This window comes from Fortiea sp. LEGE XX443 (assembly GCF_015206815.1).
In the GTDB taxonomy this organism is placed as follows: Bacteria; Cyanobacteriota; Cyanobacteriia; order Cyanobacteriales; family Nostocaceae; genus Nostoc_B.
Window position 1 is genome coordinate 1 of record NZ_JADEXZ010000030.1, and the last position, 18,607, is coordinate 18,607.

The 18,607-nt window shown below is 40.8% G+C and carries 15 protein-coding genes and 1 pseudogene; 5 read left to right on the top strand and 11 right to left on the bottom strand.

The features are described 5' to 3' along the window. Positions 1 to 205 precede the first annotated feature (205 nt). Positions 206 to 539 (top strand): annotated as a pseudogene (locus IQ259_RS13275) (IS1 family transposase); the annotation flags it as partial. Between the two features lie 588 nt (positions 540 to 1,127). Here the strand turns inward: IQ259_RS13275 and IQ259_RS13280 are convergent. Then, a complete protein-coding gene (locus tag IQ259_RS13280; RefSeq protein WP_193885422.1) occupies positions 1,128 to 1,886 on the bottom strand; it encodes a Crp/Fnr family transcriptional regulator in 759 nt (252 codons plus the stop codon). A gap of 487 nt (positions 1,887 to 2,373) precedes the next feature. Here IQ259_RS13280 and IQ259_RS13285 point away from each other — a divergent pair, with 487 nt between their 5' ends. Further along, the gene (locus IQ259_RS13285) at positions 2,374 to 3,030 is read left to right on the top strand and encodes a DALR anticodon-binding domain-containing protein (RefSeq protein WP_339383885.1); all 657 of its coding nucleotides are present in this window, start codon (positions 2,374 to 2,376) and stop codon (positions 3,028 to 3,030) included. Between the two features lie 326 nt (positions 3,031 to 3,356). Here IQ259_RS13285 and IQ259_RS13290 read toward each other — a convergent pair whose 3' ends face one another. The 6 genes from IQ259_RS13290 to csaB form a co-directional block, all read right to left on the bottom strand. Next, positions 3,357 to 4,235, bottom strand: a complete 879-nt coding sequence (locus IQ259_RS13290) for a Cof-type HAD-IIB family hydrolase (RefSeq protein WP_193885426.1) — start codon at positions 4,233 to 4,235, stop codon at positions 3,357 to 3,359. Positions 4,236 to 4,502: 267 nt separating this feature from the next. Further along, the gene (locus IQ259_RS13295; protein ID WP_193885427.1) at positions 4,503 to 5,210 is read right to left on the bottom strand and encodes a choice-of-anchor E domain-containing protein; all 708 of its coding nucleotides are present in this window, start codon (positions 5,208 to 5,210) and stop codon (positions 4,503 to 4,505) included. A 405-nt stretch (positions 5,211 to 5,615) separates the two neighbouring features. Further along, a complete protein-coding gene (recJ, locus tag IQ259_RS13300; RefSeq protein WP_193885509.1) occupies positions 5,616 to 7,964 on the bottom strand; it encodes a single-stranded-DNA-specific exonuclease RecJ in 2,349 nt (782 codons plus the stop codon). Positions 7,965 to 7,989: 25 nt separating this feature from the next. After that, positions 7,990 to 8,625, bottom strand: coding sequence for a GNAT family N-acetyltransferase (locus IQ259_RS13305; protein WP_193885428.1), 636 nt, complete (start codon positions 8,623 to 8,625; stop codon positions 7,990 to 7,992). A gap of 147 nt (positions 8,626 to 8,772) precedes the next feature. Further along, on the bottom strand, positions 8,773 to 9,573 hold the full coding sequence (locus IQ259_RS13310) for a PD-(D/E)XK nuclease family protein (protein ID WP_193885429.1): 801 nt from the start codon (positions 9,571 to 9,573) through the stop codon (positions 8,773 to 8,775). Positions 9,574 to 9,668: 95 nt separating this feature from the next. Further along, positions 9,669 to 10,706, bottom strand: coding sequence for a polysaccharide pyruvyl transferase CsaB (gene csaB, locus IQ259_RS13315; protein ID WP_193885430.1), 1,038 nt, complete (start codon positions 10,704 to 10,706; stop codon positions 9,669 to 9,671). 210 nt (positions 10,707 to 10,916) lie between these two features. Between csaB and IQ259_RS13320 the strand changes: the two genes are divergently transcribed. The 3 genes from IQ259_RS13320 to hisA are packed head-to-tail and all read left to right on the top strand — an operon-like array spanning position 10,917 to position 12,348. Continuing rightward, on the top strand, positions 10,917 to 11,264 hold the full coding sequence (locus tag IQ259_RS13320; RefSeq protein WP_193885431.1) for a DUF2499 domain-containing protein: 348 nt from the start codon (positions 10,917 to 10,919) through the stop codon (positions 11,262 to 11,264). Further along, positions 11,261 to 11,554: a DUF3593 domain-containing protein gene (locus tag IQ259_RS13325; RefSeq protein WP_193885432.1), complete on the top strand. Its 294-nt coding sequence runs from the start codon at positions 11,261 to 11,263 to the stop codon at positions 11,552 to 11,554. The genes IQ259_RS13320 and IQ259_RS13325 overlap by 4 nt, the downstream gene beginning before the upstream one ends. A 20-nt stretch (positions 11,555 to 11,574) precedes the next feature. Beyond that, entirely contained in the window at positions 11,575 to 12,348 is a 774-nt protein-coding gene (gene hisA, locus IQ259_RS13330; RefSeq protein WP_193885433.1) for a 1-(5-phosphoribosyl)-5-[(5-phosphoribosylamino)methylideneamino]imidazole-4-carboxamide isomerase, read from the top strand. 1,043 nt (positions 12,349 to 13,391) lie between these two features. Here hisA and IQ259_RS13335 read toward each other — a convergent pair. The 4 genes from IQ259_RS13335 to IQ259_RS13350 form a co-directional block, all read right to left on the bottom strand. Further along, on the bottom strand, positions 13,392 to 13,529 hold the full coding sequence (locus tag IQ259_RS13335; RefSeq protein ID WP_228014520.1) for a hypothetical protein: 138 nt from the start codon (positions 13,527 to 13,529) through the stop codon (positions 13,392 to 13,394). A 236-nt stretch (positions 13,530 to 13,765) separates the two neighbouring features. Then, positions 13,766 to 14,125, bottom strand: a complete 360-nt coding sequence (locus IQ259_RS13340; protein WP_193885435.1) for a Dethiobiotin synthetase — start codon at positions 14,123 to 14,125, stop codon at positions 13,766 to 13,768. A 47-nt stretch (positions 14,126 to 14,172) separates the two neighbouring features. After that, on the bottom strand, positions 14,173 to 15,696 hold the full coding sequence (crtD, locus tag IQ259_RS13345; protein ID WP_193885437.1) for a C-3',4' desaturase CrtD: 1,524 nt from the start codon (positions 15,694 to 15,696) through the stop codon (positions 14,173 to 14,175). Positions 15,697 to 15,825: 129 nt separating this feature from the next. Further along, positions 15,826 to 18,444: a U32 family peptidase gene (locus IQ259_RS13350; RefSeq protein ID WP_193885439.1), complete on the bottom strand. Its 2,619-nt coding sequence runs from the start codon at positions 18,442 to 18,444 to the stop codon at positions 15,826 to 15,828. Between the last annotated feature and the right edge of the window lie 163 nt (positions 18,445 to 18,607).

Here is an 18,607-nt window from a genome sequence, read left to right on the forward strand (position 1 = left end):
CCTTTTAATTGCTGTGCAGTTTCCTTCAACAAATGCTTTAGTGAATCTGTTAATTCCATTGACACCTATGCACATCCAAAATCGAATCATCATTGAATTTACTACAAAAAGGGAAGGGAAAGGTTGCTAACGGCAACCTTTCCCTTCCCCCCACCGGAATGATTATCATTTTCATAAGTTGTATACTTTATTCTCTGGAAGTCCCTTGTGGACATCAGTAAATCACTTCCAAAAAAATATTTTGGCTTGGGTCTTGGGAGACCACAGTGCAGAAACCTTCCAACCTCTATGGGATATTGTTTCTTTATGGCAATGCTATTTTTATGTCTCTGATGGATAGCCGGTCTACGCGAGTTTTATTGACTTAGGAGACCACATTATTAGCGAAACATACATGAGAAAATACACGCTTACGTCATTATTTAGCACGTCTACATCACAAAACGTTATGTTATTCCAAATCAGTAGATATGCTTAAATATTCAATTCGTTTATTACTCCATTATCTCAAGTATGGACGAATACCTGTATTTAGTTGATTCCTCCCGCATTTATGCAACGCCAGAATTTTTATTCCTCTTTTCTTCATCATCGCTGTAAATGTAAAAAAATCATACTTGTTGTATCTACAGATAACAACAAACATTCTTTCTATGTCAAGTACAGCCAGGGTTACAATAATATTTTGATACAGTTAATTACATTTTTTTAGAGTTAATTTTAATTGTTTGGCATAATAGGTACTGAAGAACCCTCAATATTTTTAACCCTGACTTTGAGTTTCTTTCCAAGACCACCCAAACTTTATCAAAGTTGGTTGATATTTTTACTGGGTTCTACTATTCTTCAGTATTTAACCTAGTCCTGGCCTTTGACTCACAAGCAAGACAATCAATAATTTCTCTACCAAGAACTATTATTATTCTCTTGTGAATATTTTGTAAAAGAAACAAACTTTACACCGAGACTTTATTTACCCAGAAAATACCCGATTACGCACAATCTGTTTGTGGTGGTCAAACAGATTGGTCAAACCCAACAGCATGAAGGTGTTGCTGCGCCAACTTACTGGTGAGCGATCGGGATCAAGTTCTGATAGATGCTATTGCAGGCACTCTGAATGTGCCTTAGCTGGATCTATTAATCGATTCTGCTGGCAAGCAAATGAGATTATCTCCTTGAGTAAGGATTAAACCTCGTTGACGTAACTTGCCCATTAAGCGGGTAACAGTGACGCGAGTAGAGCCGATCGCGCTACCAATTTGGGCATGAGTCAGAGGGAAAGGTAGACAATAGCCACGAATCACATCAGGATCAGTTTCACTCATTGCCGGTTCGCCATATTCCTCAATTAGCAATGTGAGGAATCCTAAGAGTCGGTCAATTGTGCGTCGTTGGCCTAAGGCACTCAGCCACAACAATTTGCGTTGATGCTGATATCTGAAGGCATCCATAACTTCGCGCCGGAAGTGAGGCCAATTGTCTAAATCATGCCAGTACATCCACAGCACCGCAGTTTGATCAACATGAGCGTATGCCTGAAGCGTGAATGGGGACTGAGCAACAATTTCAAATGGTTGTCCGGCTCCGACAAAACCCAAGAAAGCTTCTTCTGGAGTTCTGTTGATGCGTCGAGATGTTAGCTGACTAGCAGTAGCACTGACTTGGGCAGTGCCTACCATACGGATCGCACCTCTTTGCACTAAATATAGCAATCCAGGTCTGGCTGGAATGCGTTCATCTTTGCTAAAGGTACGGCAGCGATAGTGTTCTTGAGCCCAATCAAGAATCCGTTGCCAAGTCAAAAAAGGGCGTGATGCCTCAGAAAAGGAGGATGGAGATTGCATAGGTAACAAAGAGCGTTCGGCTGAAGACAAAGACGTCATAAAAAAAGGTGCAAGGAGTGTCTTTGTGTTGACGGGGTAGGCTTAACGCCTAACAGCGTCAGCCATCCAAAGAGTAGAAAGCAATTTAGCTCCTACTCTTTTGTTATACTTCTTACTGTACAATGACGGTAGTAAAGTTTACTTACTATTCATAGAATATTTATTAAATTTTATCCTCTTCTCATTTTTCTTTATATACATTAAACTTATGTCTAAAGGAAGATGACAAGTAGCTGCCAAGTAAATAGTAAATTGGTTATTAATCTCACAATCAGTGTATAGTTGGTTAATAATAGGTAATCAAACATCAATTAAACAGCTATTATGTGGTCAAATACTTCAAATACTTAATAGTAATACTCAAGACCAAAAGCTTGAATGCACAGAATTTAAAAAAGTTCCTCTGTACAAAGATAGAAATAATCATAGAATCTTGTATATCTCAGGAGTGGCACAGAAGTTATCAAAATCTCATAATTGCACAGCTATGGAGATAGCTGATATTATCGGATCTAAATTATTGGCGACCAGTGGTGACGTATTCAATGTTAAAATTGTTCCTCCTGGTTGGATTTATTTAGAACTAACTCACCCTTTTTTGGCAACTTGGCTACAAAACCTAGCAATGGAGTACATGAGTGAAGCAGGAAAGATGGGAACAGGAGAAATTACTCCAAAATCTCAAAGCCAAAACCCTTCAATTGAGTTTGCTGTTCAATATGCTCATGCACGCTGCTGTTCACTGGTATTCCTGGCTCACCGCGAGGGATTAATCAAACTTAGGGAACCATTACCCAGTCCAGCCTGGCAGCTAGTAACCACAGAATCAATACCTTGGTTAAATTATGACAACCAACTTTGTCTCCATCACCCAGCTGAGAGGGCTTTAATTACTCAGTTAGTGCGAGTAGTAGATGACTTAGTGTGTTCTGATGTTGATGATGCAATTAACTGGCACAAAGTCAGCTTAGAGTTGAGTAAAACTTTTGAAAATTTCTGGTGTCAGTGTCGCATTTGGGGTGAAGTAAAAATTTCTTCTCTGGAACTAGCCCAAGCTAGGCTGGGTTTAGTCATGGCTACTCAGCGTTTGCTTAGTTTTTTACTATTAGAAAAACTAGGGGTTTCTGCTCCTCTTGAATTATGAACTTTCCGTGTCAAATATTGCAGACTTCTGGAAAAGTTTTCCACTTTTTAGTTGTGCGCTAAACATTGCCTGCTGGATAGTTTATTGATTTTATTAAGTGGTACAAAACAGCTACGCAATTTTGCGTACAATCAAGGTGCTATTCATCAGTAGTGTTTCTGAGGGAAAATATAGCAATTTTTATTTCAGCTATTGACTCATACAAGCACTTCAACTATACTTTCACTTGTGTGAGGAGCGAACCAGCAAGAGCACCGAGACGAAACACGGCCAGTCGTCGGTGTTCTTTCTGATTTCATGATGCACTACAGCTGGAAAAGTGTGCTTTAAGAGAGTAAAAATTTTTTGATAGCTACTGCGGCTCCGTCTTTTTCTACACTAGGAGCTACCCACTGCGCGATCGCCTGCACAGGTATTGGTGCGTTTCCCATTGCTACACCAATACCAGCGTATTCGAGCATTTCTGCATCATTAAAATTGTCACCAATAGCCATAACATTGTGCCTTTGTAAACCCAGAAGTTCTTCGGCAAAATAACGCACAGCAGTGCCTTTATTTACAGAAGGATTCGTCGCTTCAAAGAACGTAGCTACAGAGGTTGTCAGATAAAGTTCCGCAGGTGTGTACTGGCGGCGCAAATTTCCTAGTAACTGGTCGATTGCATCTGTATCATCACACAAAGCTAAAACCTTTGTTGGTTCATGCTCAGTTAGGATTTGGCGTAAATCACCCACAGCAATTGGGGTAATTCCAGACCGTTGTGCATAAATTTTGGTTTCTTTGCTTAACTCCCGCACGTAAAGTTGATCGTTGATATAAAAATGGATAGAGAGAAGCGATCGCCATTCAGGTTGTTCAAAGTAGTCTAGTAGTTGGTATGCTATTTCTCTCACCACAGGCAAATGACGGTGGATTTTCTGGTTAGTTGGGTCTTGAATCCAGGCTCCTTGATAAGCTGCTAACGGTAAGTTAGAACTAATTTCTTGATGGAAGCGTAAAGCTGACCGATACATACGACCAGTAGCAATTGCTACATAAATACCCAGCGATTGAACTGCCGCGATCGCTTCCTTGACAGGTATGCTTAAGGTATTTGATTCTCCTGCGATCGTGCCATCTATATCTAAAACTAGTAACTTAATGTCTTGTGTAGGCGTAGCCTGATGAGCAGGCGATGTTAAGTTATCAGCAGATGCTTTATACATAAATCCCCAAGGTTTTAACTCTCAGTAAGAGGTTAACAGGCATTGGCATAACATGGCTCAATTAAGACGTTGCAAGTGTCAACCAAAATAAAAGCCCAGACTATAAAAGTCTGGGCTTTTCAAAGTTAAATAAAAGATGACTCTGACAGTAATCATCGGCATGATGAAAAGTCTAACAGGCACACACAGCCGTCGTAATTATTTAATGTGCCTTTTGGTACAGTAGATTCAATAGAGTGAGAAAACTCATCCATTTACAAATGCTGACTAGTTAGAAGCCTTGAGCCAGCTTTTTTTGCGTTGAGATAACAAGCCAATTCCTGCTACTAAACCAATACCAATTGCAGCAGAGGGTTCTGGTACAGCTTTAGCTGCATCATAGTTATAAGTAACTGCAACAGTTCCTCTAGCCAATGTATTGATCAAGCTGGCAACATTACCAGAACCACTAACATTTGAGGTAGCTAAAGCGGAGAATAAGAAGTTTAGGTTGCCAGTACCAATAAAAGACTGCAACATTTGGCTATCACTAATAGTCTTTTGATCTGATTGTGTAGCACTCAATCCTTGAAGCGTGTTTCCAGAGGGTGCTTGAAAATCAAGTACACCATCAAATGAAGCAACACTTTGGAATGTTTGGGAAGTTTGAGGATTGATATTAAATAAAGGGTCATTACCGAGTTTTAGGTTAACATTACTGCCAAGAGTAACAGTGATGTCTGTGGGAGCGTTACCTAGATTTTCAAAAGCAATACTACCCTGAATGTCGCTGGTAAATTTTACTGTTACACCTGTGAGTGTTCCAAGAGAAGCGTCAAACTTCTGAACACCAATGCTTTCATTGATGATATTGGTAGTCTTAAAATTTGTGGAACCAGTGTATGAGAGTGAAGCTGCATTTGCAGCGCCGGCGGTAGCAACAATACCTGCTAAAGTTGTAGCAGCGGCTAGAGTTTGGAATAGTTTTGTTGTCATGGGAAATTATCTTCTCAAACTGGATAAACGCAAGATTGCTAACCTATTTCTAACTCTCAGATTTTTGTTTTTGGCTTGCTGAATCTACCTAAATTTATATAAAGCTTTGATTATGAAAAGACTTGGAGAAATCTACCTTTGAGAGGCATATATAAAGTTTTGTTAAGGTCTACAACTTAGATTTAGATATTGGTAGAGCCGCGCTGGCACATAAAAACCTATCAAAAGCTTTTCCATTGGTCAGATGCAGCATACTCAGCAAATGTCCAGATATGCAGTCGATTCTCTATACATCAGGTGATTTATCAAGCACAAATACACTGTTAGTATGGGGAATATTCAAGCTAGTAGTGCATTTTCAGAAGATAAAATTTCTGTTTGGATAAATGGCGATCGCCATCTTAATTAAAAAGTTAGAGGTCTATTCACAATCGCTACAATTGTAGATAAAGGCACTTCCGAAAAATACTGCTGCTGAAATTGTTCTTCGCTGACGGCGGCTAAAAATTGTATGACTGCTGCATCCGCTAGGGTGGCTGAAATAGTTTGAGAATTTTGGCTGATTTGCAAATGATTGTCTTGTGTTTTGACTAAAAATCCCCAGTATTTTAAGGCTTTGAGTCCTAAAAGTAAGCTTTGGTTGCCTATACCTAATTTGTCTAATAGCTGTACGCGGGTGACTAACTGGTGTGTACGACTAAGATATTTCGCAATGCCAACCAAGGTAAGCCAAATTTCTTGTGGTGGTTGAAGGTAAGGTTTAGACCAAGCCAAGGCTAATTTTTGACCATTATAAAGCGCTCTTCGCCACCAAGTGCGTAATTCATCCCAGCTATTGGGGCATTGTTCAATGGTAAGTGCTGAGTGTTCTTCTGGTTGGGAGTTTCGCCAGTCTAGGATAAGTGCAGTGTGTTGTTGGTTGAGTTGTGAGTTAGCAACGGGACGGACAGCAATTAATCTAATTTCGTAGCGTTTTTTAAAGGTGTTGTAGTCGAGTTCTGCGATGCAATCAGATTTGCCTATAGGTAATTCATCTTTATAATGTCCCCACCACACGCCAGGAAAAGGATTTTTAGTTGATTCATCCCGAATGTCAAAATCAGTTTTAATGTACTGTACTTTTTTTCCTTGCCAATCTTGCTGATTGCGATGCCAAGCATTTTCAAACCAGCAGTTTTGGATAAGTAGTTTTGGAACTGGGTTGCCCATACCGCAAGGCTCTAATAGTCTCAGTTCCGAGAATAACTCTTTGCCCAAATCGGCTACGGTGACTTTCAAATCTACTTGTATTGTAGGTATCAAGTCTGTACTACTCAAAGATTGCCGTAACTGCTGATTAATTGCTTGTGTAAATAAAGGTATATTCTCCACTGGCAAACTCAAACCAGCAGCATAAGGATGTCCACCAAAGCGATGTAATAAATGTGCTTGTTCTTTGACTAATTGATATAAATCAACAGAATTGATAGAACGGGCAGAACCACGGGCTAAGGGAGTAGGGAGTAGGGAATGGGGAGTCGGGGTAGAATTTTCCTTGTTTGTTTCCAATTCCTCATTCCCTTCTGTGCTTAATAAAATTGTTGGGCGGCCTGTTTCTTGGGCTACTTGGGCTGCGACTAAGCCTAAAACACCTGCGGGCCATTGTGAATCTTCGAGGACGATGACGCTGGTAGTTGATAAATCTAACTGTGTAAGTTTTTGTGCTACTTGGGCTTGCACATCTTTTTGTAATGATTTGCGGCGGGTGTTGGCAAGTTCTGTAACTTCAGCCAATTGATTGCAGTGTTTGGCATCTCGACTGGTCAATAATTCTACACAAAAACTAGCATCACCTTGAATACGACTGACTGCGTTGATGCGTGGCCCCAAACCAAAGGAAATATCTGTGGGGCGATCGCCACTTTTTTGGCACAATTCTAATAATCGCCCTATTCCTGGTCGTCGTCGCGCTGTTGGTGGTTGTTTAAAGTCTGCTTGTAAGCGTTGAATGCCCAACTGTGCTAAGTAGCGACAATCTCTCTTGAGTTGTACTAAGTCGGCAATTAATCCCACAGCTACCAAATCTAATAAATTTTCTAGCGCATCTTGAGGGACATTTGACAGAGTTTGATAAAGGGCTTCTACTAACTTATAAGCTACTGCTACCCCAGAAAGATTAAATAACTGATGTTCGCTAAATAAATAACGAGGATTAATAATTGCTATAACTGGTGGACGTTCTGTGGGTAAGGTGTGATGGTCTGTAACGATTATATCTATGCCTAACTGTTTAGCATAAATAATTTCATCAATATTTGTGCTGCCCGTATCACAAGTAACTATTAATTTAAAACCTTGTTTAGCTAAATTCTCAATTCCTGAATTATTCAATCCGTGGGATTCTCGCAGGCGATTGGGAATGTAGTAAGTTAACTGAGTATGTTGCTGAAAAAATTGACCTAAGCCATCCCATAATACAGCAGTAGAAGTGATCCCATCAGCATCAAAATCCCCCCAAATAGCGACTTTTTCACCAGTATTACGTGCTTGTTGTAATCTTTCTACTGCTATGTGCATTTCTTCCCCAAATTCAAAGGGACTGGCAGGTTGATAAGTTTGATACCTAACAAAAGCTGTTAGTTGTTGAGAATTTTTGATCCCTCTTTGCCACAATAATTGTGCTGCATATAATCCATTGGATGCAGGTGTATACTGCTTTACTGCTTGGATAAACCAATCTGGTGGTTGTTCAGTTGTTGTGATAACCCACTGCATTTGGTCATTGTTCATTTGTTATTTTCTATTTCTGTTCTTCAGTTATTGGATGTTCTTTTACTAAAGGATTGAGAACTAATTCATTAGCAACTCCATCAGATTTACGAGGACGAATAGCAGGACGCGATCGCCTGTAACCGGCTCTTTCCGCTTTTTGGTGTTCGTAATCAATTAGTCTGCCATAATGTGGATGTTTACTTAAATTCATCGACAAGAAAATATGCTGACGGATATTACCAAATCCTTTGCGATTGAAAAATTTCACTGCTGCTGTATTGGTGGGATCTGTATCTACTAACATGAATCTTGCACCATCTTCAATCATTCGAGATACAACTTTATCAACTAGTTTATCGGCTACTCCTTGACGCTGAAATCTAGGGTTAACTCCTAGCCACAAAATATAACCATAAGTCCAAGATGCTTTAGTAATGATGGTTCCCAAAATAAATCCTGCTAATTCTCCATTAGTTTCTGCAACTAAACAATATTCTGGATCTGTGTTGTAAAGTCCAATTACTTCCCACTCATCCCAAGTACGGTATAGGTATGGATATAAATCACTGGTAAATAGTTCTTCTCCCAAATGGTACACGGGGGCGATATCATCAATTCCTAATTCGCGTACATAGATTAAATCACTTTCATCAAAATTAGTCATAAGTCAAGAGTATTGAACAGTAAATTAGTGATGATTTAGTTAAAAATTTTATATTGTAATTCTGTGGTGTGCAGATCCCAGACTTCTTTAAGAAATTTGGGATCTAATTTTTCATGAATAATTTAAAACTGTCATAGGAATTATTAGTTAAAGCGAGATTTCTTGAATGCTATCAATATTAGGTAGTGGGTTTGTCATAGCTTTATTATTAGACTGTACACGTTGGCATCTAATAGCAAATTGACAATAATTACAGGCTTTACTACTTTTATATATTTGGGGTAATTGCTGTCCTATTTGGTATTTTTGTAACCAATTAGTCAGGTCGCTTAACAGTTGATTTAGTTCTTTTTCTGTTTGCTGATGTTGCGTATTATTATAAGTAAATTTTATATTTTGTGGTCTACCTTCGGACTGAATAAACCAATAAGTCATCGATATATCTTCTGGCAAGTATTCACTAGTCTCAGCTAACACGTACATATAAAGTCGTGTTTGCCAGTTTTGTGCTAATTTGCGTTTATCTTGTGGTTTTGGATAAGTTTTCCAATCTAGAATTTGCGCTTGCTGGTTATCTGCAATTAATAAATCATAGATAACTGTTAGTAAATAATCTTGAATTTGGAGAGTACGGTAGTGTTCGCTATCGCGGAAGGTTTGAGTATCTGTTGTATGTGTTAAAACTTCTGGGGCAGCATCAACAAAAGCAGAAATCCAGCTTTGCAGTTGAGCATCTGCTTCTAAGAAACTATCAATTGGTAGACCCATTTCTCGCTGCTGCATCAGTAGGTGAAAACGACTACCTAAAGTTTGCTTCTCCTCGTGTTCAGGATCTGAAAGAGAATTGATTTGCTCTAAATATGTGTGCTGAAACTGACGGGGACAACGTTCTAGTAAATTGAGTTGTCCTTGAGATATTCGGAATAAGTGAGTAGGAGTTGATAGCATTATTATATTTTAGCGATCGCTCAGAGCATGTTTTCAAATTCGTAATATCCCAAATCAAAGTTAAGCGATCGCTCTAGTGGTAAATTATCTATAAATTATGCAAGTGCGTCACTCAACAATTCGCGGTGCATTAAGGCTCGATCTACTAAAGATTGAATTTGTTCTGGCAAAAGTGGCTCACCATTGGCGTAATGTTCCAGCCAGGTTTTACTAATTACATTTGTGTCATCTGGTAAACTCACTAAATCCCAACCAGGCATCGCTAAATCTTCCATTAAACGATTGACTTTGGGATCATAACTCAGGGCAAAACAGCGACAACCTTCAGCAGCAGCCATAATTAAGCTGTGTAACCGCATTCCAATTGCCATCTCAACACCACGATATACACCTTTTAAAAGTTGCGGATCTTCCAGACACAATATTTTACTAACATCTGCAAGATGAGGCTGGATTGCTTGGGCAATGCCTAAATCTTCACTTTTTTGAAATGGTAGTAGTAAAATAAATGCCTGGGTAGCTTTTTGAAAATCAACTAATGCTTTAGTTAGGTTAGCTAGGCGTGTTTCTGTGAGTTGAGGATGCGATCGCAATGTTACAGCAACTCTCGGCGCAGGTAAATCCCAAAGTCCAGGCACTGGTTTACTTTCCAATGCCCAAACCGGATCTGGTGCAATGATATAAGGAATTTGCCAATCAGATAATAAAGCTGCACTGGCGCGATCGCGCACACTAACTTTGGTACATTTAGCAAAGTTCCGCCTTGCCAAAGCGCGAGTTTGTGGATGCAATAACGGGCCAATACCTTGCCCCCAAGCAATAGTTTTCAAATTCATTGTTTGCGCCAATGTCATCAATCCTCCATAATATAGAGGGCTAATGGTACTGGTAACATCTTGAATTAAACTACCACCGCCCCAAATCAAAGCATCGCAGGAACGTAAAGCTTGCAGCACGGGTAGCATAGCCATACGGTTGTAAGTTTCTACATTGTAACGATCGCGCGTCTCTTCTGGATTGCCAGAAAGCACCACAGGCGTTACATGAGATGGCAACATTTGTAAAAGCGTCGCTAGTAAAGCTTCATCACCACCGTTACCTTTGCCGTAATACCCAGACAATAACGCCCGCATAGTTACCATTTTTAGAGTTTGGATTTTAGAATATCAACTTTTTCTCAGTAGTTCATCCGATGTCAGCCATCTTACCGACAAAAGATGAATTTCCTTGTGGGAAGATGAAATAGTGCTGAGGAACCACAGTTCATAGCATTCGTTACCAGCCCCATCCCTTTACAGGTAGCCTAATTTCATACTTCATACTTCATACTTCAGCCTTTTCCTATGCACGCTCTATCAATTCCCACTTGGATTATTCATATTTCTAGCGTTATTGAGTGGATTGCCGCGATTTGGTTAATCTGGACTTACGGCGAACTCACTGGTAATCGCAGCTGGTGGGGATTATCCCTAGCAATGTTACCAGCTTTGGTTAGTGCTATGTGTGCTTGCACTTGGCATTATTTTGATAATGCAGAATCTTTGGAATGGATGGTAACACTGCAAGCTGCCATGACCTTAGTTGGTAATTTTACACTTTGGGCAGCCGCAGTGTTGATTTGGCGTTCTACCAAGTCTACCAAAAATGACACTAATACTATTGCAGCGCAATCTATTAAATCAGAGCCATGATATCAAAAGAAACCCTGTTCGCCCTTTCCCTGTTTCCCTATTTGGGTTTCTTGTGGTTTATTAGCCGCAGTCAGGAAATGCCGCGTTTAGCACTATATGGATTTTACGGCACACTGGTGTTTGTTGGCGTGACTATCCCGGCAGGTATTTACGCCCAAGTACATTATGGAGCGTCTTTGGCAAATATAGACTGGCTACATGGTGGTGCTGAAGTATTTTTAACTCTGTCTAATATTTTGATTGTGATTGGTTTTCGCCAAGCTGTGCAGCAATTAAAAACGAAAAATTAACCAAGGAAAGGTAAATGTCAATGGACGTAATTCCAGCAATTGATTTACTCGAAGGTCGTTGTGTGCGATTGTATCAAGGAGACTATGAGCGATCGCAAGTTTTTAGCGAAAATCCTGTTGATGTTGCTAAACAATGGGTAGAACAAGGTGCAACTCGATTGCACTTAGTTGATTTAGATGGAGCAAAAGCAGGTAAAGTAGTAAACTTAAAAGCTATTGAAGCGATCGCTCAAGCAATATCAGTACCGATTGAAATTGGTGGCGGATTGCGCGATCGCTCTAGTGTAGAACAAGTGTTTAATTTGGGTGTGCAATGGGCAATTCTGGGAACCGTCGCTGTTGAACAACCCCAGCTAGTCCAAGAACTCTGTCAAGAATTTCCCGAACAGATTATTATCGGTATCGATGCACGTAATGGCAAAGTCGCAACTCGTGGCTGGTTAGAAACTTCGGAAGTTTTAGCAACCCAACTCGCTGTACGAATGCAGGAACTAGGTGCAGCCGCCATTATCTACACTGATATTCACCGTGATGGGACTCTCAGTGGCCCAAATATCGAAGCCTTGCGGGAACTTGCTAATGCAATTTCCATCCCTATCATTGCTTCTGGTGGTGTCAGTTCTGTAACTGATTTATTGAGTTTGTTAGCTTTAGAACCTCAAGGCGTTACAGGTGCAATTATCGGACGTGCTTTGTATACTGGCGATATTTTACTTCAAGAAGCATTGCGAGCGATTGGGCCAGGACGCATTCAAGACATACCACCAAACTTAGGCTTTTCCTCTTTCGCCTAAAACTAGCTTTATTTAAAATCGCGGCTAGACATACGTTTATCTATACTGCAAACGGCTAATATTTGGACTTTACAGATTGCATAAAATCAGAGGGAAAACTTGAAGAAAAACTCTGCTTAACTTTGTCTTGAAAAGTTTCCTACGTAGGGAAACCCTCCTTAGAACTTTTCGCTGCATTTACCGAGCGCCAGCCTCTGCGTTTAAAAGTAAAATTCCCAGCCGTTTTTAGTATATAGCAGTAGCCAAGGCAGTTAGGACATCGGCCAATGATAAAACTCATGCACTAAAAGACTTTTAACCCTGTCACCGTTCGGCTGACGCTCACGGCGGAAGCCTGCGGTCACTGAGCGGCTGGTGAGCGCAGTCGAACCATGCCGAAGTGTCACCTGTTCCCTATCACCTGCTATACATGGTGAACATCCAAAGTAGCTTATGTCTGTTTAGTCGCGGTTAATTTCCGGAATAGCCATTTACACGGTTGTAGTTCAAGTAGTAAAGATTTTACAAATAGTGCGTGTATTTTTATGTCTCGTCAAAAACCACGTAACAACGGTAAGCCTATTAAAACAGAACCTGGTGCTATCCGATCTATCAGCCAAAATGATAAAATTGCCAACTCACAGCTAAAAAAACTCAATGAACTAGAATAGCTGTGTATACAATTTAGCTTGAAATATACAGTAACAATATTTGCAAAAACTTTTAATTCTTCATAATATTGGGTTTCTTCTTTAATAGAGGCGCTATTATACTTGCGCCTCTTTTTTATTTTTATCTGTAAATTTTTTAACTAATTTCTGGATTCAGTAATATCCTGATTGTATATAAACTGATAGTTAATTTCCTCAGTCTTATGTCTAATCAAAAATCAAACCCTAACCAGCAATCCAGCCAAAAATCGAATGAAAGCAGTACTCCTCGAAAGAAACCTCTGAACAATGGTAAACCAAATAAAACAGACCCATAATTATCAAGAAAAACAAAAAGTTTTTCTTGAATCCTTTGCTATTTAATGATTTAAGCTAATATTAAGTATTAATTTTTCATGGATAGTTTGGGAGATCCTGAAATCCTTCTGTTTTTGTGTTGGCAAATTTTATGGCTTTATCCATCGGACGCAGATAAACATCCAATATGGCTTTACTGACATCAATACCTACCCATTGAGCCGTATTTTCCATGTTTCACTCTCGCACATTGAGTTGATATTGGTAGATTTTCAATCGTTGAAAATAAGTTGTTTTATTGCAATTAAAGTCAGGTGGGCAATGCTAAAAATTTGCTCAAATTCTTTTAAAGAACCGCATTCTCTACGAGAAGCTTTCCCCAACGCGCAGCGTCTCCCCTTGGGAGAAGAACACAAAGAAAAAGAAGAAATGTTGAACTGAACCATATTGCAGTTTGACTGGCTATTTATTCACAGCATCCCAGATGGCGGGGTTTGCCATACCCCAGAAAAAATGCTTTCTGTAGCCAGAGAAATTCTCAGCAAATCTTCTTTTAGCAGTGGAGGCCAATCTATTCCTGCTTTTCGCCCAGCTATATATAGCTGTTGCGTCTTCATGCTTAACTGATAAAGGGCAAAGACTAATTCCCGTTCGAGACTGGGTGCATCTTTGAGCGACTCAAATACGACTTTTAACGCTAACAAAATCGAGGTAATCTGACCGGGAACTGGTGGTTTTCCCTGCTTCATCCGCATCAACAGGCCATCTGGGTTTTCTTCGATGGCCATTGTTTGGGAGATGAGGATTTTGCGTGCTGTGTCGTAATTCATTGTTTTTGAGATAAAACCACAGATGATACCAATCTAAAAAATCTATTTTATCTGTGTTTAAATTCTGCCTGAATTTGTCTAACAACTGTCAGTGCAGAGTAACTCACGCCAGCCGTACCTTCGCCGGGATGGGTGGAGTCGCCAACTAACCACAGAGAGTTAATTGGTGTACGATTGGCAAAACCAAAAGGGCCAAAGGTGGGTATTCTTTGACCAATGCCACCAACTATACCGCGATCGCGGGCGGTGTAATGAGCAAAGGTGCGGGGTGTGGCTGCTTCCTGATAAATAATAGTTTCTGGTTTCAGGTAAAAGTATTTGTTGAGGTGGGCGATCGCTTCTTCTGTATACTTTTGTTTCAGCGATGGATAATCTGGGGTTTGCCACCACTGTTCATAATCGACAAAAGATGAAGCAATAATTGTGGCTTTACCTTCAGGTGCGCGCCCATCACCAGGATGACTGACGGAAACAAACAAAGAATTATTCTCGCCAATAATGCCGTTAGCATCGTACATAAATTGCAGATGGGGCGGGCAATTTAAAGGAATAGCACTCGCATCTACACCCAAATACACGACAAACGCCCCTGATGCTGGCGGTAGTTTTTCGACTCGCTGTTGATAACCTGATGGAGCCTGATTTCCTAATAGTTGCACTAAGTTTTGTACAGTGACGTTAGCCACTACATGATCAGCTGATTCTGTCCAGATTTCCCCTGTTTTCTGGTTTCTGATAACAACGGCAGTGGCTTTGCCGTTTTCAATTTTAATGCTTTCAACAGTATGACGCATTAACAAACGTCCGCCGTCTCTTTCTAAAGCTTGCACAAGGCGATCGCTCAATACCTGCATACTACCTTGGAGATGATACAATCCCTGGGGTAGTTGCGAGACACTTAAGGCTGTTGCTGCATATAGTAATGCTGTTTCGTCGGCGCTTACCTGAGAATACAACTTTAGTTGTAAATCTAAAAATGTTCTCAGACGCTGGTCATTACCCAGTCCGCATAATCTTAAGGCATCTCCTACCGTCAACAAAGTGAAGGGTGCAGTGATAAAAGTACTGGGACGCACTGCCTGTATTAACTGCCACAAGTCCCACAAATTCCGCGGCGGTAACACGGGGTCACGTCCTTGGAATTCCCAACTAGCATCAAATAAAGTTGCCATTAACTGCCAGAATGGTTCGCTACCAGGAAACTGCCTTTGTCGTTCCTCGCGCCATTTCTCACAGTCGCGCCAAACGTTTATGGGGGTGCTTTCCCCAGGTAAATACACCGCACAAGCCGGATCACAAGGAGTAGCGGCTGGTAAATCAATTTCTAGTTCAGAAAAAATGCGGTGGTGTATGCCGCCTGGTTCCAACCCTGCTACTTGAGTTGCACCAACATCAAAAGTAAATCCTTGACGTTTAAATGTAGAAGCACAGCCTCCCGGTACAATCGCTTGGTCGAGGACTAAAACGCTGTAACCTCGATGGGCTAATAAAGCCGCAGCCGTTAGTCCGCCAATACCTGCACCAATAACTATGACATGAGGCTTATTTTTGTCAACAACAGAACTGGACATTGATATTTACTTTATATTTCTTAACATTTCTATTCATAATTTTAGATTACTAGGCAATGTCATAAGCTGTTGTGCATACAAGTTGCACCATGTAAATTATGGGTAAAAGCTTTAAACCCTTTGCCTTTATTACAACTTCCTGCCGCCACCAACTTTAGATAATCCCAAGGGGCCACGAGTCACACCTAATTGGTTTTGTAACTTCAACTCTCGCCAAAGTTGAGAACCGGAAATCTCGCCTTGGAGTAGCTGATGGTAGCGCTGTATTGTTTTAGTCACTTGTTCTGGTGTTTCGTTGACAAACTCAATGCGGAAATGGCGTAATCCAAATTCTATGAGGCGCTGTACGTACTCGGCTCCCGTTTGGGCAGTACCATTAAATACAGAGTTGCGACAACCTGCATCTGCTTGTAAGACGTGTTCACTACCAATGCGGTCGTGTAATTTTACTTCATGTTTTTCACATGGTCTTCCACAGTTGCTATAATCTGTTCCATCAGAAATAAATGCACAAAAAACACAATGTTCCATGTGAAACATTGGCATATGTTGATGGATTGTCACCTCAAACCATTGTGGTGGACAGCTGCTGAGTAAATCTTCTAATTGAGTAATATTTAAATCGTAGGATGCAGTTAGCCGTTCCAAACCAAAGTGCTGTTTATAATAATCTGCGGTTAAAGGATTAGCAACATTAAGAGAGAAATCACCAACGCATCTATCTGCACCAAAGAATTGTAACTGATCATAATTCCGTACTAGATAACCATCTGCATTTGCAGCACGTACTTGCTGTAAAATCCAGTTTTCCCCAGGTTTAGTAATTCGAGGAGGTGCAACCCAAATGCTGGGGTGTGGGGAGAATTCTGCTGGACGGACTTGGTGTACTAGTTGTACGGCTTGGCAATAGGTGCGCGGGTCTTCAAATTCACAGTATAAAGTTTCCACACCAGTTTGCAGGGCGGCTTGGAGTTGCTTGAGGTTGCGTACTAGAACTACCAGTGCGGGAGATGCAGGAGATAAGGGAGATGCAGGAGGGAGTAAGTCTTGAAAGGAAACAGCAGAACGGAGTTCCCAGGGTTTGGGTTGAGTGCGTAACTCTTCTAACTGCGCTACAATTTCTCGACGCATTCTGTTCAATTCACTCACTGGAAGCATCACAGCACCATTGAGATGATTGGTGAGGTTTCCTAAACAGAAGGGAGTGTTACCCAGGCGACCGAATTGTTCTTGTAAGCGACTTGTATCTAAAGGTTTAGTGTGCGCCTCGGCTAGGGCGATCGCAGATTCTACTTGTACAATGTTACCAAGTTGATCACGAGCGATCGCCAACAATAACTCTCCAACTTCCCCATAAATTTCCACAGATATCGGACGCTGAAATTGCGGGCTGTCGCCAGCAAAACTTTGACGCAATTGTTTATCCAGTTCTGGGTCATTTGTTTTCCACACCTTATCACCCACATGTACCCGGCGAAAATTGAGGTTATCTTTCCCAAAAGTTAGTACAGTTTCCTTTCCCTTCGGTGTCACCGTATAAACTCGACCGCCTTCTTCCTTCGCCTCAGGATGACCACAATCAAACACAATTCCGTCTCCTGGTTTTACAGGTGCTTCTAAATTAATTGTCACCTGTTCATTGCGAATTCGAGTGACTTCGCCCAAATAAACCCCGCGCTTCTTCCCAAAACGCGCATGAACCAATTCTTGATTATTAATTCCGTTAAACCAGCCTGTATATAATCCGCGAGAAAACGCCATCTCCAAATTGTAGTGTTCCGAACTTACAGATAAATCCTCTGAAACTCTCATTTCTCTGTGTTCTCTGCGTTCTCTGTGGTTCGTTTTTTCATTATCCTCTTGAGAATATACAACACTTTTGTTGATTCCCTTCTTCTCATACAACTCCACCATCACCTTATCCAAAGCTTCTCGATAAACACGAGTCACATTAGCAACATATTCCGGCGCTTTCAACCGACCTTCAATCTTCAGACTATTTACCCCAGACTTCACCAACTCTGGTAATACTTCCAACCCAGCCAAATCTTGAGGACTCAATAAATATCTGCGTTCCTGCAAATCTACAACTTCACCATCAACAATTAAATTGTATGGCATCCGGCAAGCTTGAGCGCATTCACCCCGATTAGCTGAACGTCCACCCAAAGCTTCACTAGTTAAACACTGACCAGAATACGCCACACACAAAGCGCCGTGAACAAAAACTTCCAGTGGTAAAGCAGTTGCTTGCTGAATTTTATTAATTTCCTTGATAGAACATTCCCGCGCCAGCACCACCAATTGACAGCCGAGAGATTTAGCAAATTCCACCCCAGCCGCACTCGTGATGGTCATTTGGGTTGAAGCGTGAATCGGAAAATCTGGTGAGAGGTGACGGATAAGACGACAAATACCCACATCTTGCACAATCACCGCATCCACACCAGCCGCGATAATTGTGCGGAGATATTGCTGTGCTTCGGCTAATTCTTGCGGAAAAATTAGAGTATTAACGGTAACATAGCCTTTCACACCCCGGAGGTGCAAAAACTTCATCAATTGCGGTAAATCTACTTCGGTAAAATTTTGCGCCCGCATTCTGGCGTTAAACTTATCCAAGCCAAAATAAATCGCATCAGCCCCATTTTCGACAGCAGCTTTAGCACATTCCCAATTACCTGCTGGCGCAAGCAGTTCAGGGCGTTGAAAAGAAGTTTGTGTGTTTTGGGAGCGATCGCTTTTCATCAGACTGAGATAGGTTTAAATATCACCATAGTGATTCTATCAATAAACCTCAGCTATCAAGGGAGTGCCAAATTTTATCTTCATTTTGAATAAATTCATTCTTTTTTAATCTCAAACAAAACTGTACTTCTTGATCAGAGAGCCAGTTAGCCAACTTTACAGA

Bases quoted from the DNA above. Each gene is read 5' to 3' on its own strand.
- IQ259_RS13280 (WP_193885422.1), bottom strand. From the start codon at position 1,886: ATGACGTCTTTGTCTTCAGCCGAACGCTCTTTGTTACCTATGCAATCT.
- IQ259_RS13285 (WP_339383885.1), top strand. From the start codon at position 2,374: ATGGAGATAGCTGATATTATCGGATCTAAATTATTGGCGACCAGTGGT.
- IQ259_RS13290 (WP_193885426.1), bottom strand. From the start codon at position 4,235: ATGTATAAAGCATCTGCTGATAACTTAACATCGCCTGCTCATCAGGCT.
- IQ259_RS13295 (WP_193885427.1), bottom strand. From the start codon at position 5,210: ATGACAACAAAACTATTCCAAACTCTAGCCGCTGCTACAACTTTAGCA.
- recJ (WP_193885509.1), bottom strand. From the start codon at position 7,964: ATGCAGTGGGTTATCACAACAACTGAACAACCACCAGATTGGTTTATC.
- IQ259_RS13305 (WP_193885428.1), bottom strand. From the start codon at position 8,625: ATGACTAATTTTGATGAAAGTGATTTAATCTATGTACGCGAATTAGGA.
- IQ259_RS13310 (WP_193885429.1), bottom strand. From the start codon at position 9,573: ATGCTATCAACTCCTACTCACTTATTCCGAATATCTCAAGGACAACTC.
- csaB (WP_193885430.1), bottom strand. From the start codon at position 10,706: ATGCGGGCGTTATTGTCTGGGTATTACGGCAAAGGTAACGGTGGTGAT.
- IQ259_RS13320 (WP_193885431.1), top strand. From the start codon at position 10,917: ATGCACGCTCTATCAATTCCCACTTGGATTATTCATATTTCTAGCGTT.
- IQ259_RS13325 (WP_193885432.1), top strand. From the start codon at position 11,261: ATGATATCAAAAGAAACCCTGTTCGCCCTTTCCCTGTTTCCCTATTTG.
- hisA (WP_193885433.1), top strand. From the start codon at position 11,575: ATGGACGTAATTCCAGCAATTGATTTACTCGAAGGTCGTTGTGTGCGA.
- IQ259_RS13335 (WP_228014520.1), bottom strand. From the start codon at position 13,529: ATGGAAAATACGGCTCAATGGGTAGGTATTGATGTCAGTAAAGCCATA.
- IQ259_RS13340 (WP_193885435.1), bottom strand. From the start codon at position 14,125: ATGAATTACGACACAGCACGCAAAATCCTCATCTCCCAAACAATGGCC.
- crtD (WP_193885437.1), bottom strand. From the start codon at position 15,696: ATGTCCAGTTCTGTTGTTGACAAAAATAAGCCTCATGTCATAGTTATT.
- IQ259_RS13350 (WP_193885439.1), bottom strand. From the start codon at position 18,444: ATGAAAAGCGATCGCTCCCAAAACACACAAACTTCTTTTCAACGCCCT.